Origin of the sequence: Aurantimicrobium minutum (assembly GCF_029894165.1) — a bacterium.
Taxonomy (GTDB): Bacteria; Actinomycetota; Actinomycetes; order Actinomycetales; family Microbacteriaceae; genus Aurantimicrobium; species Aurantimicrobium minutum_A.
On record NZ_JARXXU010000001.1, the window covers coordinates 949,809 to 963,300 of the forward strand.

The 13,492-nt window shown below is 55.7% G+C and carries 14 protein-coding genes, 2 tRNA genes and 1 riboswitch; of the genes, 11 read left to right on the forward strand and 5 right to left on the reverse strand.

Features of this window, described 5'->3' with window-relative positions:
- Positions 1-50 precede the first annotated feature (50 nt).
- The 10 genes from gatC (at position 51) to M2119_RS04900 (ending at position 8,485) form a co-directional block, all read left to right on the forward strand.
- Positions 51-350 (forward strand): Asp-tRNA(Asn)/Glu-tRNA(Gln) amidotransferase subunit GatC, encoded by a 300-nt coding sequence (gene gatC / locus M2119_RS04855; RefSeq protein WP_280803826.1) that lies wholly within the window; start codon positions 51-53, stop codon positions 348-350.
- Positions 351-1,859, forward strand: a complete 1,509-nt coding sequence (gene gatA / locus M2119_RS04860; RefSeq protein ID WP_280803827.1) for an Asp-tRNA(Asn)/Glu-tRNA(Gln) amidotransferase subunit GatA — start codon at positions 351-353, stop codon at positions 1,857-1,859.
- A complete protein-coding gene (gene gatB, locus M2119_RS04865; RefSeq protein ID WP_280803828.1) occupies positions 1,859-3,361 on the forward strand; it encodes an Asp-tRNA(Asn)/Glu-tRNA(Gln) amidotransferase subunit GatB in 1,503 nt (500 codons plus the stop codon). The genes gatA and gatB overlap by 1 nt, the downstream gene beginning before the upstream one ends.
- Positions 3,362-3,405: 44 nt before the next feature.
- Complete coding sequence (locus M2119_RS04870; RefSeq protein WP_280803829.1) at positions 3,406-3,570, forward strand: hypothetical protein; 165 nt, start codon at positions 3,406-3,408, stop codon at positions 3,568-3,570.
- A gap of 1 nt (position 3,571) precedes the next feature.
- Positions 3,572-4,753 (forward strand): DNA polymerase IV, encoded by a 1,182-nt coding sequence (gene dinB / locus M2119_RS04875; RefSeq protein ID WP_280804456.1) that lies wholly within the window; start codon positions 3,572-3,574, stop codon positions 4,751-4,753.
- Positions 4,719-4,826: riboswitch (TPP riboswitch) on the forward strand. It overlaps the preceding gene by 35 nt.
- Before the next feature lie 39 nt (positions 4,827-4,865).
- Positions 4,866-5,453 carry an ECF transporter S component gene (locus M2119_RS04880; protein WP_280803830.1) on the forward strand — a complete coding sequence of 196 codons (588 nt, stop codon included), beginning with the start codon at positions 4,866-4,868 and terminating at the stop codon, positions 5,451-5,453.
- Positions 5,453-6,889: an ABC transporter ATP-binding protein gene (locus tag M2119_RS04885; RefSeq protein ID WP_280803831.1), complete on the forward strand. Its 1,437-nt coding sequence runs from the start codon at positions 5,453-5,455 to the stop codon at positions 6,887-6,889. The genes M2119_RS04880 and M2119_RS04885 overlap by 1 nt, the downstream gene beginning before the upstream one ends.
- On the forward strand, positions 6,886-7,644 hold the full coding sequence (locus M2119_RS04890) for an energy-coupling factor transporter transmembrane component T family protein (RefSeq protein WP_280803832.1): 759 nt from the start codon (positions 6,886-6,888) through the stop codon (positions 7,642-7,644). Before M2119_RS04885 ends, M2119_RS04890 begins: the two co-directional genes overlap by 4 nt.
- Positions 7,645-7,666: 22 nt before the next feature.
- On the forward strand, positions 7,667-8,215 hold the full coding sequence (locus M2119_RS04895; protein WP_280803833.1) for an ATP-binding protein: 549 nt from the start codon (positions 7,667-7,669) through the stop codon (positions 8,213-8,215).
- 9 nt (positions 8,216-8,224) lie between these two features.
- Complete coding sequence (locus M2119_RS04900) at positions 8,225-8,485, forward strand: hypothetical protein (RefSeq protein ID WP_280803834.1); 261 nt, start codon at positions 8,225-8,227, stop codon at positions 8,483-8,485.
- A 63-nt stretch (positions 8,486-8,548) separates the two neighbouring features.
- Here M2119_RS04900 and M2119_RS04905 read toward each other — a convergent pair.
- From M2119_RS04905 to M2119_RS04925, 5 genes are all read right to left on the reverse strand, one after another.
- Positions 8,549-8,624 (reverse strand) — tRNA-His (locus M2119_RS04905).
- 80 nt (positions 8,625-8,704) lie between these two features.
- Complete coding sequence (orn, locus tag M2119_RS04910; RefSeq protein WP_280803835.1) at positions 8,705-9,316, reverse strand: oligoribonuclease; 612 nt, start codon at positions 9,314-9,316, stop codon at positions 8,705-8,707.
- 102 nt (positions 9,317-9,418) lie between these two features.
- The gene (locus tag M2119_RS04915; protein ID WP_280803836.1) at positions 9,419-10,789 is read right to left on the reverse strand and encodes an NAD-dependent succinate-semialdehyde dehydrogenase; all 1,371 of its coding nucleotides are present in this window, start codon (positions 10,787-10,789) and stop codon (positions 9,419-9,421) included.
- A 74-nt stretch (positions 10,790-10,863) separates the two neighbouring features.
- Positions 10,864-10,939, reverse strand: a tRNA-Arg gene (locus M2119_RS04920).
- Positions 10,940-11,002: 63 nt separating this feature from the next.
- The gene (locus tag M2119_RS04925; protein ID WP_280803837.1) at positions 11,003-12,352 is read right to left on the reverse strand and encodes an InlB B-repeat-containing protein; all 1,350 of its coding nucleotides are present in this window, start codon (positions 12,350-12,352) and stop codon (positions 11,003-11,005) included.
- Positions 12,353-12,501: 149 nt separating this feature from the next.
- On the opposite strand from M2119_RS04925, the gene M2119_RS04930 reads away from it, so the two are divergent.
- Positions 12,502-13,476, forward strand: coding sequence for an SLAC1 anion channel family protein (locus tag M2119_RS04930; RefSeq protein WP_280803838.1), 975 nt, complete (start codon positions 12,502-12,504; stop codon positions 13,474-13,476).
- Positions 13,477-13,492: the final 16 nt, after the last annotated feature.

The window sequence follows — 13,492 nt, forward strand, 5'->3', positions numbered from 1 at the left end:
ATTCTTTTCGCGGTCATGAGGGATATTTTGCGCCGGTAAACTTGTGACTTATGTCTGACATTTCTGCCGAGCAGGTGCGCCACCTGGCTAACTTGGCCCGTATTGACCTTTCCGACGCGGAAATCGCGACGATGACGACTGAATTAGGCCAGATCATGGAAGCGGTTGCTTCTGTGCAGGCCGTGGCGACGCCTGACGTGCCTGCCACCAGTCACCCCATCCCTTTGAAGAATGTGTACCGTGCGGACGTCGTCGCAGATGTCATCCCCACCGACAAGGCTCTGGCCTCTGCGCCCGAACACGACGGCAGCCGCTTCAAGGTTTCCGCGATTTTGGGGGAGGAGCAGTAAATGTCTGACCTCATTCACAAGAGCGCAGCCGAGCTGGCAGAAATGCTGGCTGCGGGCACCACAACCTCGGTCGAGATTACCCAAGCACACCTCGATCGCATTGCAGCCGTTGACGGAGATGTTCACGCATTCCTGCACGTCAATGCAGAGGTTTCCCTCGCTGCGGCGAAGGCTTCGGATGAACGCCGAGCTGCCGGTGCGCCGCTCAGTGATCTTGATGGTGTGCCTATCGCGATCAAGGACGTGCTGGTCACCACCGACATGCCTTCTACGTCGGGTTCCAAGATTCTCGAAGGGTGGATGTCTCCCTACGATGCCACCGTCGTCACCAAAGTTCGTGAAGCAGGACTTGTTCCCCTGGGCAAGACCAACATGGACGAATTCGCCATGGGATCTTCCACAGAGCACTCTGCTTACGGTCCCACGCGTAACCCGTGGGATCTTGACCGTATTCCGGGCGGTTCCGGCGGTGGCTCAGCCGCAGCTGTGGCTGCCTATGAAGCACCCCTGGCACTGGGTTCTGACACTGGTGGTTCTATCCGCCAGCCTGCCCACATCACCGGCACCGTGGGCGTGAAGCCCACCTACGGAGGTGTCTCTCGCTATGGCGCGATTGCACTGGCCTCCAGTTTTGACCAGATTGGTCCGGTTACCCGCACCGTGCTGGACTCTGCGCTTCTCCACGACGTGATCAAGGGTCATGACCGCCACGACAGCACCTCCCTGACGGACGAGTGGCCGTCCTTTGCTGACGCAGTGAAAAACGCGAACGTGAAGGGACTCAAGATTGGTGTCATCGAGCAGCTCGATGGCGAAGGGTTCCAGCCTGGCGTTCTTGCTCGCTTCCACGAATCTCTGGAACTACTCAAGGCCAGCGGTGCGGAGATTGTGAACGTCTCACTGCCGAGTCTTGAGCATGCGGTTGCTGCGTACTACCTGATTCTTCCTGCGGAAGCTTCCAGCAACCTGGCTAAGTTTGACTCCGTCCGCTTTGGTTTGCGCGTGCAGCCGGAAGGTGGCGGAACGGTGGAGCAGGTCATGTCGGCCACCCGTGAAGCGGGCTTCGGTGCTGAAGTGAAGCGCCGTATCATCTTGGGTACCTACGCCCTTTCTGCTGGCTACTACGACGCGTATTACGGTTCAGCGCAAAAGGTGCGCACCCTCGTGCAGTGTGACTTTGCAGATGCGTTTAGCAAGGTAGATGTCTTGGCTTCCCCCACTGCTCCCACGACGGCGTGGAAGCTCGGTGAGCAGCTCGATGACCCCGTGGCAATGTGGCGCGGAGATATTGCAACCATTCCTGCCAACATGGCCGGTATTCCTGGCATCAGCATCCCTGCCGGCCTCGCAGACGAGGACGGATTGCCTGTCGGCATCCAGTTCCTCGCCCCTGCTCGTGAAGATGCACGTCTTTACAACGTCGGCGCAGCGCTCGAGGCACTCCTCGAGAAGAAGTGGGGCCACACCCTGCTCAGCCAAGCACCAGAACTCAAGGGAGGGGCGCTCTAATGGCTAAAGCAAAGCTCATGGATTACGACAAGGCGCTCGAGCTCTTCGAACCCGTTCTTGGTTTCGAAGTCCACGTCGAACTTTCCACCAAGACCAAGATGTTTTCGGCTGCTCCCAACAACTTTGGTAGTGAACCCAACACGAACATCACTCCCACGTGTTTGGGGCTACCTGGCTCACTTCCCGTGGTCAATGAAGAAGCCGTTCGGTATTCGATCAGTTTGGGTCTCGCTCTGGGCTGCGAGATTGCAGAATCTTCCTCCTTCGCACGCAAGAACTATTTCTACCCCGACCTCGCGAAGAACTACCAGATCTCTCAGTTCGATGAGCCCATTGCGATCAACGGAAACGTGGAAGTAGAGCTGCCCAACGGTCGCATCGTCCAGGTGGACATTGAGCGTGCTCACATGGAAGAGGACGCCGGAAAGCTCACCCACGTCGGTGGATCCACCGGTCGTATTCAGGGTGCGGAATATTCCCTCGTGGACTACAACCGTGCCGGTGTACCCCTCGTCGAAATCGTGACCCGCATGATTGAGGGCGCCGAACACGACGCCCCCGAACTGGCCAAGGCATACGTCGCCACGATCCGTGACATCGTCATTGCTCTGGGCATCTCTGACGCCAAAATGGAACGTGGAAACCTGCGGTGCGACGCCAACGTCTCGCTGCGTCCGCGCGGTTCGGACAAGCTGGGAACCCGCACCGAAACCAAGAACGTGAACTCGCTGCGTTCGGTCGAGCGTGCGGTGCGCTACGAAATCCAGCGCCAGGCACAGATCCTCGCCGACGGTGGAACCATCATCCAGGAAACCCGCCACTGGCACGAAGACACCGGCGCTACCAGTGCCGGTCGCCCCAAGTCAGATGCGGATGATTACCGTTACTTCCCCGAACCCGACCTGCTTCCTGTCGTGCCCGACCCAGCTCTGATTGAAGAGCTGCGTGCGGCACTGCCAGAGAAGCCGGCAGATCGTCGTCGTCGCCTCAAGGCTGACTGGGGCTTTACTGACCTCGAGTTCCAAGATGTGGTCAACTCGGGACTGCTCAGTGAAATCACTGAAACTGTCGCTGCGGGCGCAACGCCTCAGGCTGCGCGCAAGTGGTGGACCGGTGAGATTGCACGTTTGGCAAACGCGGCCGAGGGTGATGAAGGTATTGATATTTCACCTGCCCAGGTAGCCGAACTTCAACAATTGGTTGATGAGGGAACTCTGACTGATCGTTTGGCTCGTCAGGTTTTGGAAGCAGTCGCCGCGGGTGAAGGCTCGCCTCGCGAAATCGTGGAAGCACAGGGACTTGCCGTTGTCAGCGATGATGGCGCCCTCATTGCCGCCATCGATGAGGCACTTTCCGCTCAGCCGGATGTCCTTGAAAAGATCAAGGACGGCAAGGTTCAGGCTGCTGGTGCGGTTATCGGTGCTGTGATGAAGGCGATGCAAGGGAAAGCGGATGCGGCACGCGTTCGTGAACTCGTGCTAGAACGTGCTGCTGCGCTCTAAACTAAATACAACAACCTACATCCCCCCAGTTTTAAGGAGTTCCCATGCGAATTCTCATGTTTGTCCTCGTAATGGCTGTTTCTCTCTTTTCTTGCTGGTTGATGGCTCAAGCGTTTACCTACCCCGAGAACGGCGTTGTATTGTTCGGTGGCGGCGTCCTGGGTGTAACCCTGGCCTTCGCGCTCGCTTCCAGGTGGAACCGCGCCTAGTATCCTTCATATCGACATGGACGCGTTCTTCGCGTCTGTGGAGGTATTAGAGCGGCCAGAGGTGGTCGGCAAACCCGCGGTGGTTGCTCACGATTCCCCGCGTTCGGTGGTCACAAGCGCAACGTACGAAGCTCGTGCTTTAGGTATCCGCTCCGCCATGCCTTTGGTTCAGGCGAGACGACTCGTTCCAGATGTCATTGTTCTCGAGCCACATTTTGAGAAATATCGACATTACTCGCGCTTGGTGATGAAGATTTTCCATGACTTCACGCCCCTGGTGGAACAACTCTCTATCGATGAAGCGTTCCTCGATGTCTCGGGGGCGACAAAGATTTTTGGAACTCCCGAAGAGATCGCTTCCTTGATCCGGACCAGAGTTAAAGCTGTAACTGGCTTGCCCTGTTCGGTGGGGGTGGCAAGCACCAAGTTTGTGGCCAAACTGGCCTCGACGAAGTCGAAGCCCAACGGCCTCCTTGTCATTCCAGAAGAGGACACCCTCCAGTTTTTGCACCCGCTCCCCATCGATGCACTGTGGGGCGTGGGAAAGAAAACTGCAGAAGTTTTAAAGAGGCGGGGGTTACACACCGTCTCAGATGTTGCCCATTCGCCAGAATCTAGCCTCATTTCGGCGCTCGGTCAGGCAGCCGGCTCTCACCTCTATGCCCTCGCTTGGGCGCGTGATCCGCGCCCGGTGTCGACCGAGCGCGTGGATAAGAGCATGGGGAAAGAACACACCTTCACTGAAGACGTGACCGATCTCGACACGCTCAAAGCCACGTTGTTATTCCAGGCCGACCAAGTGGGAGCCCAGCTGCGCAAAGCGCAGCTCGAGGCTCGCACCATCGGCCTGAAGGTGACCTACTCCGACTTCGAATCCATTACTCGCTCACGCACTCTGCCGGAAGCAACGAGCGTGGGCCGGGAAATACACAAGGTGGTGTGTGAACTTCTGGAGGACCTGCGACTGGGTGGACGCTCGGTTCGATTGATGGGGGTGCGGGCGGCATCGTTGGTGGAAGCCGGTGGTCAGCAGCTCTCGTTGTGGGAAGAAGACACAGACCCCTGGAAGGACGCCGAAATCGCGATGGATCAGGTGGGAGAAAAGTTTGGTCCCGATAGTGTCCGTCCGGCCTCCTTCCTGCGTAAGATTGAACCAACACGGGAGTCCGGTACACCGGGCTGAGAGGAAAGTTTCGTAACTTTCGACCGTCGAACCTGATCTGGATCATGCCAGCGCAGGGAGGCATTCTCAACGTATATCCCGTGCCCTCATTTCTATGGAAAGGGGCACGAAAGTGCACGCAACAACTGTAAGTAAGTACCGCTGGCGCGTCGTCGACATCGTCGTCGCCAGTGTTATTGGTGTCGCCTCTGGCATCATTTTCTGGGCGTGGGGATTGGCTTATGGCCCGCTTTCCGTGGCCCTCGCTGCAACGCCAGGCCTGACCGCCTTGTTAGGCGGTGGCTGGCTGTTTGCCGCCATCCTGGGTGCACTGATCGTGCGCAAGCCCGGTGCAGCAATTTATACCGAACTCATCGCAGCGACGGTTTCTGCGCTGATTGGGAGTCAATGGGGTTTTGGCACTCTGGTTTCCGGGCTGGTTCAAGGTATTGGTGCAGAGATCATCTTTGCCCTTTTCCTCTACGCCAACTGGTCCGTATTCACCTCGGTGTTGGCCGGTGCTGGGGCTGGTGTCGCGATGAGCATCAATGACCTTCTGGTCTGGTATCCCGGCGTGGATGCTCTATTCCAGGCCACTTATGTGGTGTGTGCTGTGATCTCGGGTGCTCTGCTGGGTGGCCTCGTGCCGTGGTTCATGGTGAGGGGACTTGCTCGCGCGGGTGCACTCACTCGATTCGCTGCAGGACGCCAGAACTCCTAGTGGTCTCACTTTCGGTTGCAGGGTGGGGTTGGCAGTACGCTGCCCGCTCCACTCCTGCCCTGTCGAATATTTCTTTCGACATCACCCCGGGGGAGCGTGTGCTTCTGCTGGGGTCTTCGGGTGTCGGTAAAAGCACCCTGCTGCGCGCGGTGGCTGGTGTTTTGGGCGCGGACGAGGGGACACAGGTTGGTGAGATCTCACTTGATGGTGTGAGCCCCGAACGTGCTCGCGGCGCCGTGGGCCTTGTTTTGCAGGACCCTGAAAACCAGGTCATCCTGGAACGCGTCGGCGATGACGTCGCATTCGGGTGTGAGAATCTGGGTGTCCCAGCTGAAGAAATATGGGCCCGGGTGCAGAGAGCACTTCACCTTGTCGGGCTGAATGTTCCGCTTGATCATTCGACATCGAAACTCTCAGGTGGGCAGAAGCAACGCCTTGCACTTGCCAGTGTGTTGGCAATGCAACCTGAGTTGATTGCACTCGATGAGCCCACAGCAAACCTCGATCCGATTGGTGCGAGACAACTCAAAGAAGCACTCACGCTTGTTGTCGAGGATCATCAACCCACCATTGTCATGGTGGAACACCGGGTTGATCTGTGGTGGGATTTCGCCACCCGGGTGATTGTGCTGGCGGCTGATGGTGTGCTCTGGGATGGGGCACCGGAGGACATGTCTCCTGAGGTGAGAAATGTGCTTGCTACTGCAGGGGTCTGGTTGCCCCAGACTGAGGCCACGGCACGTGAACGTCCAGCCCCCACCGGTTCTCAGCCCCTGCTGCACCTGGAGAACCTCCACGCTGCCCACCCGGGGAGTCTTCACGTCACCACCCCTCTGGATGTGGATGTCTACGCGGGAGAAATCGTTGCTATCACGGGGCCAAATGGGGCGGGCAAGACGGCTCTCGCTCTGACTCTGGGCGGTTTGTATCCACCGAGGTCTGGCCAGGTGCGTGCCGGTGGATCGCTCACGGGTACTGCACACTCGACTAAGCCCATCACGTGGCGCTCCCGGGAACTCCTGTCCCGCATCGGAAGTGTGTTTCAAGCCCCCGAGCATCAGTTTGTTGCCGGGACCGTGCGAGCGGAGCTCGCTGTCGGCCCTGGAGCCCTCACACTTTCCCGGGATGAACAATCTGCCCGGGTAGAAAAACTTCTGGACCGTCTTCATCTCAGAGATCTTGAGAATGCACACCCGTTCACCCTCTCAGGTGGACAGCAACGACGCCTTTCCGTGGGAACTGTCCTGGCGACCCAGCCCAAGGTTCTCATTCTCGATGAACCCACCTTCGGTCAAGATGCTACGACCTGGACAGAAATGGTGGCGTTGTTTACCGAATTACGTGCCGAAGGCCACGCCGTGGTCATCGTCACCCATGATGAGAAACTCGTGCAGGCTGTGGCTGACCGCGTCATTCACTTGGGCGGCGACGCATGACACGGGTGAGCCCCTTAGCGAAGCTTCTAGCTGCTGCCATCCTGGGAAGTGTTCTGCTCGTGTCCCTCGATCCCGTCTCGGCAGCGGTGGCGTTAATCTTCGAGTTGGCACTGCTGCCCTGGGCAGGTATTCCTGCTCGGAGGCTCCTGCGTGTGTTGAGTCCACTCCTGATTGCGGCACCGTTCGCGGGTCTTGCGGGCTTGCTCTATGGGCGAGATGAAGGCGATGTCGTTCTCTCGCTTGGACCCTGGAACATCACTAAAGGAGAAGTGGCCCTTGCGGTCACCATTACCTTGCGCGTGATCGCCGTGGCACTTCCGGCCGTTGTGCTGTTTGCCACAACCGATCCCACAGACCTGGCGGACGGTTTGGCTCAGCTGTGGCATCTGCCTGCCCGGTTCGTGATTGGTGCACTTGCTGCCATCCGGATGTTGGGTCTCATGCGCGATGACTGGCGCATGCTGCGTCTAGCTAGACGAGCTCGTGGCATAGCTGACGGGGGAGGGCCGTGGACCGCAGTGGCGAGATTTGGGCACCAAGCGATGGCACTCCTGACCATTGCCGTGCGAAGGGGAAGTCTGCTTGCAACGGCGATGGAGGCACGTGCTTTTGATGCGCCCACTCAGCGGACCTGGGCGCGCACGGCCACCTTCACCCTGAGAGATGGTGTGTTTGTGGCAGGGGCGACAGCTATTGCACTCATTGCTGTCCTGCTGGCTGTCATGACAGGAGCGTGGAATTTTGTTATCTCCTGATTTTGAGCACATCATTTCCCACATGCATGACACTGCCAGCGCCTATCTCGAGGCCGTGAAGCTCGTGCCCGGCGCACCTGCTCCGACTTTCTTGATCGATGGTCCCAGCGGTTCTGGGAAGACCACATTGGCTCGCCAGATCGAGTTGCGTTGGAATACCGAGGAGAAGCTGCAGGTTGTTCACATGGATGACCTCTATCCCGGGTGGGACGGGCTAGGTCGCGGCTCGATGCAGGCCCTGCGGATGTTGCAGGAACGCTCCCGTGGGGAAGATACTCGCTGGCAAAGATACGACTGGGAAAGCGACTCGATGAGCGAGTGGCATTCTGTGGAAGCACGAGTGCCCCTGCTGATTGAAGGTTGTGGCTCAAGCCCGAAGGGTGCAGAAGAACTCTCCCAAGTCAGGTTGTGGTTAGACGCCCCTGCGGCAATAAGAAAAGAACGTGCACTGTCGCGAACCGAAGAGAACTTTGCTGAGCACTGGACCCAGTGGGATGAGCAATTTGCTGAATATTGTGTTGTTCACAACCCGCAAGCTGTTGCGACACGTGTGGTGCTCTCAAGCGAGTAGCCTAGAACTATGACTACACCAGATCACACCGACGTCTACTTCACCGCCGAGTTCATTGACGGTCCTCTTGCAGGATCCGCAGAAGAGCGCGTACTCGTTCGTGGCACCCACGACGAGAAGCTCAGCGAGGTTGCCCTCGTCGACGGTATTGAGTCAATCTTCCGCTACTTCGCTGTAGACACCCGTGAGGTTGCAGGCAAGCTGCACGTTCGATACACCTTCAACGAACCCGCAAGCGACACCTACACTTCAGAAGACGAAAACGAGTAAGTAGACCTCGTCAACTAGACAACACAAAAGCCCGGAAGCAGTGCTTCCGGGCTTTTGTTTATCTGGGGTGAGTAACGGGCATCGATCCCGCGACCTCCTGAACCACAATCAGGCGCTCTACCAACTGAGCTATACCCACCATGTTGTGTGTCCGACGAATCGGCAACTCAATAATCTTACACGCTCAGCGCGAGGACAAAAATTGAGCAGATGAACTGCTTATGAGTGCTTCAGCACAACCTCTGCTGAGACCTTGCCGGCCTCTTCGCTCGTGGGGCCAGGGGCTTCCACAAGCAGTGCCTGGCGGTAGTAGTCCAGCTCACGAATGGACTCGCGAATATCTGCCAGTGCACGGTGTCCACCGTCTTTACTGGGGGAGTTGAAGTAGACGCGAGGGAACCAACGACGAGCAAGTTCTTTCAAAGAAGACACATCGATGTTGCGGTAATGCAAGCGCTCATCAACCTCGGGCATGTATCGAACGATGAAAGCCCGGTCGGTGCCAATTGAGTTTCCACACATAGGAGGCTTCTGAGCCTCAGGAACATGCTCGTTGATGTAGGCCAGGACCTGTGCCTGGGCGTCAGCCAACGAAACCCCGTGGGGGATCTCCTCGATCAAACCTGAGTGGGTGTGCATGTTGGTGACGAATTCACCCATGTTGTCCAGGGCAGCCTGACTCGGGTTGATCACGATGTCGAAACCTTCGTGCACGGCGTTGAGCTCTGAGTCTGTGATGATCACGGCAACTTCAACCAGTTCATCAACATCGAGGTTGAGACCGGTCATTTCGCAGTCAATCCAGACCATGTACTCATTCGGTGTTCCCATGCCTCAATTCTAGGCGTGCCCACCGACGCCAGGGTTCGTGAGGTTAAACGACCAGGGATCCCGCAGTTTTATCGACTGCGGGATCCCCGGTCACGGAAAGAATTACTTCAGAATACGGATGAGCTTCCGGTTCACGAACTCTTCGATACCGAAGCGGCCGAGTTCACGGCCGAAACCGGAACGCTTGATGCCACCGAAAGGAAGCTCAGGGCTGTCCAATCCCACACCGTTGACATAGACCATGCCTGCTTCAATCTGGTCGGCTACGCGCATGATCTGTGCGTCGTCGGTGCTGAACAGGTAGGAGCCCAAGCCGAAGGGAGTGTCATTAGCCAGAGTCACAGCAGCTGCCTCATCCGCGACCGAGTAGACAATGGCAACAGGTCCGAAGAACTCTTCGTGGTGAGCATCCATCTTTGCGGTGACGTTGGTCAGTACCACGCCACCGAAGTAGGTGCCGTTACGAGGAGTGCGTGCATGCACAGTGGCACCCTGTGCCACAGCGCGGGAGATCTGCTCTTCCAGGCCGTCTGCAGCGCTGACGGAGGACAGGGGTCCCAGGTAGGTGTCTTCGTTCATGGGGTCTGTGGGGTCCATCTCGACCATCTTGGCCGTGAACTTCTCCAAGAACTCGGCGTACAGGCTCTCGATCACGACAAAACGCTTGGCTGCGTTGCATGCCTGGGCGTTGTTGTCGTTACGCCCAGCGATTGCTGCTTCCACAGCAGCATCCATGTCGTTGGTGCCCAACAGAATAAAGGGGTCCGAGCCACCGAGTTCGAGAACAACCTTCTTCAGATTGCGGCCAGCTACCTCAGCAACTGCGGCACCCGCACGCTCGGAACCGGTCAGGGACACGCCCTGAATGCGAGGGTCTGCAATCATGCCGGCAATTTGTTTACTGTCTGCATAGAGGTTTTGGTAGGCACCAGCAGGGAAACCAGCATCGAGGAAGATCTGTTCCATGGCTGCTGCAGACTCGGGGCACTGCGACGCGTGCTTGAGCAGAATGGTGTTACCCAGGACCAGGTTAGGACCAGCAAAACGTGCCACCTGGTAGTAAGGAAAGTTCCACGGCATGATGCCGATAAGTGCGCCGAGTGAGGAGCGACGGATGATGGCAGTGCCATCACCTTCGAACTCAGGGATAGCTTCGTCAGCGAGGTAACGCTCACCGTTGGTGGCATAGAAAGAATAGATGTCAGCGGAGAAGTCGACCTCGCCATAGGCCTGAGCTAGGGGCTTACCCATCTCGCGCACAATGATCTCGGCGAGAGTGTCACGACGGTCGCGGTGAAGTTGAGCAACCTTTTCGATCATCCCTGCGCGCTGGGCAACCGTGGTGCTCTTCGACCATGTCTGGTGCGTGGTGTGAGCTGCATCGATTGCTGCAGCAATCTGTGCATCTGTAGTCGCGGCGTAGGGCTTTCCGCTTTCACCAGTTGCAGGGTTTGTGACGACGTACGTGCTCATTTCCACTCCTATGTGGCTCTATTGGGGTTACTTCTGATGATAACCATGAGCGCCTCAGAATGGGCTGTAAATTTTGGTCCCCCCGGCAGGAATCGAACCTGCGACCAAGAGATTAGAAGGCTCTTGCTCTATCCACTGAGCTACGGAGGGGTGCACAAGGGCATAACAAGACTATCAATGAGCTATTGTCCTGACTCCCAACGGAATGAGCTGCTAGTGGCGGCGCAGGGACCTAATTCTTGAACCGAAAAAAAATGAAAATCCAAAGAGGGTTAGAGCAAGTCCTAGAGGGAGAAGACTCCATGAAACTTCATTAATTCCTGTTGTTGCTAAGGCAGGAGCCCACATCGCATAAAGGGTGATGTTTGATGTGAGATTGAGGGCATCTCCTGGTTGGTAGGAAATCCCAGATCCGTCTGCTTGAGTATTCCAGCCAGAAAATGTGTACCCGGGTCGAGTTAGGTTTCCACTATTTGGAGCTGTAGAAGTAGAGCCGCTTCCGATGGTATTGGATGGGGTACCACCTGTGCCAGCGTTATTTGAGTCATAACTCAGTGTGTAAGTCGAAGAACCTTGGGTCCACAGTGCGTAAAGTGTTGTGTTGTTAATTGGGATTATTGAGGAACCTGAGGTGTAGGTCGCGCCTGTTCCATTAGGCGAGGTATTCCAGCCGGCAAAGGTATAACCAGGTTTTACCAGAGAGCCAGAGTTGCCAAGAATTGTTTGACTCCCTGTGCCATTTGTTGGGCCTGGAACCGTTCCACCACTAGAAGTATTTCCGTCGTAGGAGATCGTATAGGAAGTTGCTGCAGGTGTAGTTGTAACGGGGGTTGCAGGCCATAAAGATGGTTGAAAATCAATACTGAAATAAGCTCCACCAGATTGGGTGGCACCTAGTACAATTTCGACAGAGTTCACCTGACCATAGATAACTTCGACCCAGTTTTCTTCATTTGCTGCTGTAGAGCTGGAACTAGTGGATTGAAAACGATAAGACCCAGCCGGAATAGATCCGGTGGCGGTTTGCGGGGTCAGGACCGAAACATTGGATGCAGGGCTTTGTGATGCTGCAGAAAGTTTATAACTAGTGATTCCTGCAAATTGAGCGAATTGCTGAAGGTCGATATCACCGACATTAATTGCGACATTTTGAAGAGTGATTGGGGTGGTTGTTCCTCCTTCAACAAAATCAAGTTGATAGGTGATTGAATCAGAGCTTCCAGAAAAGTTCACAGTTGAGTTGATCATCGCGTTTGTGGCGCCTGAAGGGGCCCCAGCTTCATCAACTTTGGAGATAGTCCCACCAGTGGTTTTGGATGCAACGGTAAAAATAACATCAACTGCTTGACCACCGATTACCACAGCATTTGTATATCGATGTGTGTAGCCAACTGCAGCGTTAGTTCCAATTTCGATGTTGTTAGAAAAGGCAATTGGGGTGTAGTTGGCATCTACAACTACTGCTTGAGCGCTGACTCCTGTGACAAAAATAGTAAACATCCCGATACAGATAGATACGAGCGTTGAAAAAATTACTCGAAGTCGAGCGCCAAAAGCAGACAATGTATTCCCCAAATTCTAAGGTGTTATTCCCTCATTATATGGGGAAAATATACTTTATGTCTGAAATTGAAAGGAACATTAGTTTTCAAACGTCTTCAAGTGTTTTGGTAATGTCGAGAATAGATTTGAACGGGATTTAGGCTGAATACGTGAGAGAAACCAGCGCAGAAGCAGCAAGTATTCGTCATCTCCCTATCGCCCTGTTCACCACGGTAATGGGGCTGGGTGGTCTCACGATCGCGACAGAGAAGCTCGAATTCCTGCTCGACTGGCATGCCGGGCTTTCCATGATGTTGCTGTTCATCACCGCTGCGGTCTGGCTGACAGTCTTCGCGGCATATGTCACAAAAATCATTCGCTTCCCCGGCAGCGTCACAGATGAACTTAATCATCCTGTTCGACTGAGTTTCTTCCCCACAACGTCTATCGGGTTGATTCTCATTGCTACTGCGTCGTATGTCTATTTCCCTGCGTTTGCGCAAGGGCTCTGGTGGGTGGCCGTGGCTGTTCAGCTGTGCTTTGCGCTGTTTATTCTTGATCGCTGGATTCACCGGGAGCATTTCAGTACAGAGCACAACTCTCCGGCATGGTTTATCCCCATCATTGCCAACTTGCTCGTGCCCATTCTGGGAGGTGAGCTGGGCTATCTCGAGGTTTCCTACTTCTTCTTCGCCATCGGTATCGTGTTCTGGCTGCCTCTGATGGCCATTAGCCTCAACCGCAGTTTTTTTCACGCCCCCATGCCTCAGCGCTTGCTCCCCACGCTCTTTATTTTCATCGTGCCGCCTTCGATTGGTTTCACCGCGTGGACTTCCATGCATGGCGGTCAGGTCGATGACTTTGGTCGAGTGATGTATTTCTTCGGCCTGTTCATGACCATGATGGTTATTACGCAGTTCCGTCGCTTTATTGGCTTACCGTTCACCATCACGATGTGGGCATTTAGCTTTCCATTGGCTGCTATCACGATTGCCAGCTTTATTTACTATGGCCAGGTGCAAGAAGTGTTCTTCCTGGTCGTGGCCGTGAGTTTGTATGTGGTGTTGGCCGTTCTCGTGATCGTGTTGGTGATCAAGACCGCCGTTGCAGTGGCACGCAAGAAAGTGCTGTTGCCCGAGAGCTAGTCAGCTCTCGATACAG

What these genes read in the sequence shown, in the direction of transcription:
- gatC (WP_280803826.1), top strand. Translation starts at nt 51, where the DNA reads ATGTCTGACATTTCTGCCGAGCAGGTGCGCCACCTGGCTAACTTGGCC.
- gatA (WP_280803827.1), top strand. Translation starts at nt 351, where the DNA reads ATGTCTGACCTCATTCACAAGAGCGCAGCCGAGCTGGCAGAAATGCTG.
- gatB (WP_280803828.1), top strand. Translation starts at nt 1,859, where the DNA reads ATGGCTAAAGCAAAGCTCATGGATTACGACAAGGCGCTCGAGCTCTTC.
- M2119_RS04870 (WP_280803829.1), top strand. Translation starts at nt 3,406, where the DNA reads ATGCGAATTCTCATGTTTGTCCTCGTAATGGCTGTTTCTCTCTTTTCT.
- M2119_RS04890 (WP_280803832.1), top strand. Translation starts at nt 6,886, where the DNA reads ATGACACGGGTGAGCCCCTTAGCGAAGCTTCTAGCTGCTGCCATCCTG.
- M2119_RS04895 (WP_280803833.1), top strand. Translation starts at nt 7,667, where the DNA reads ATGCATGACACTGCCAGCGCCTATCTCGAGGCCGTGAAGCTCGTGCCC.
- M2119_RS04900 (WP_280803834.1), top strand. Translation starts at nt 8,225, where the DNA reads ATGACTACACCAGATCACACCGACGTCTACTTCACCGCCGAGTTCATT.
- orn (WP_280803835.1), bottom strand. Translation starts at nt 9,316, where the DNA reads ATGGGAACACCGAATGAGTACATGGTCTGGATTGACTGCGAAATGACC.
- M2119_RS04915 (WP_280803836.1), bottom strand. Translation starts at nt 10,789, where the DNA reads ATGAGCACGTACGTCGTCACAAACCCTGCAACTGGTGAAAGCGGAAAG.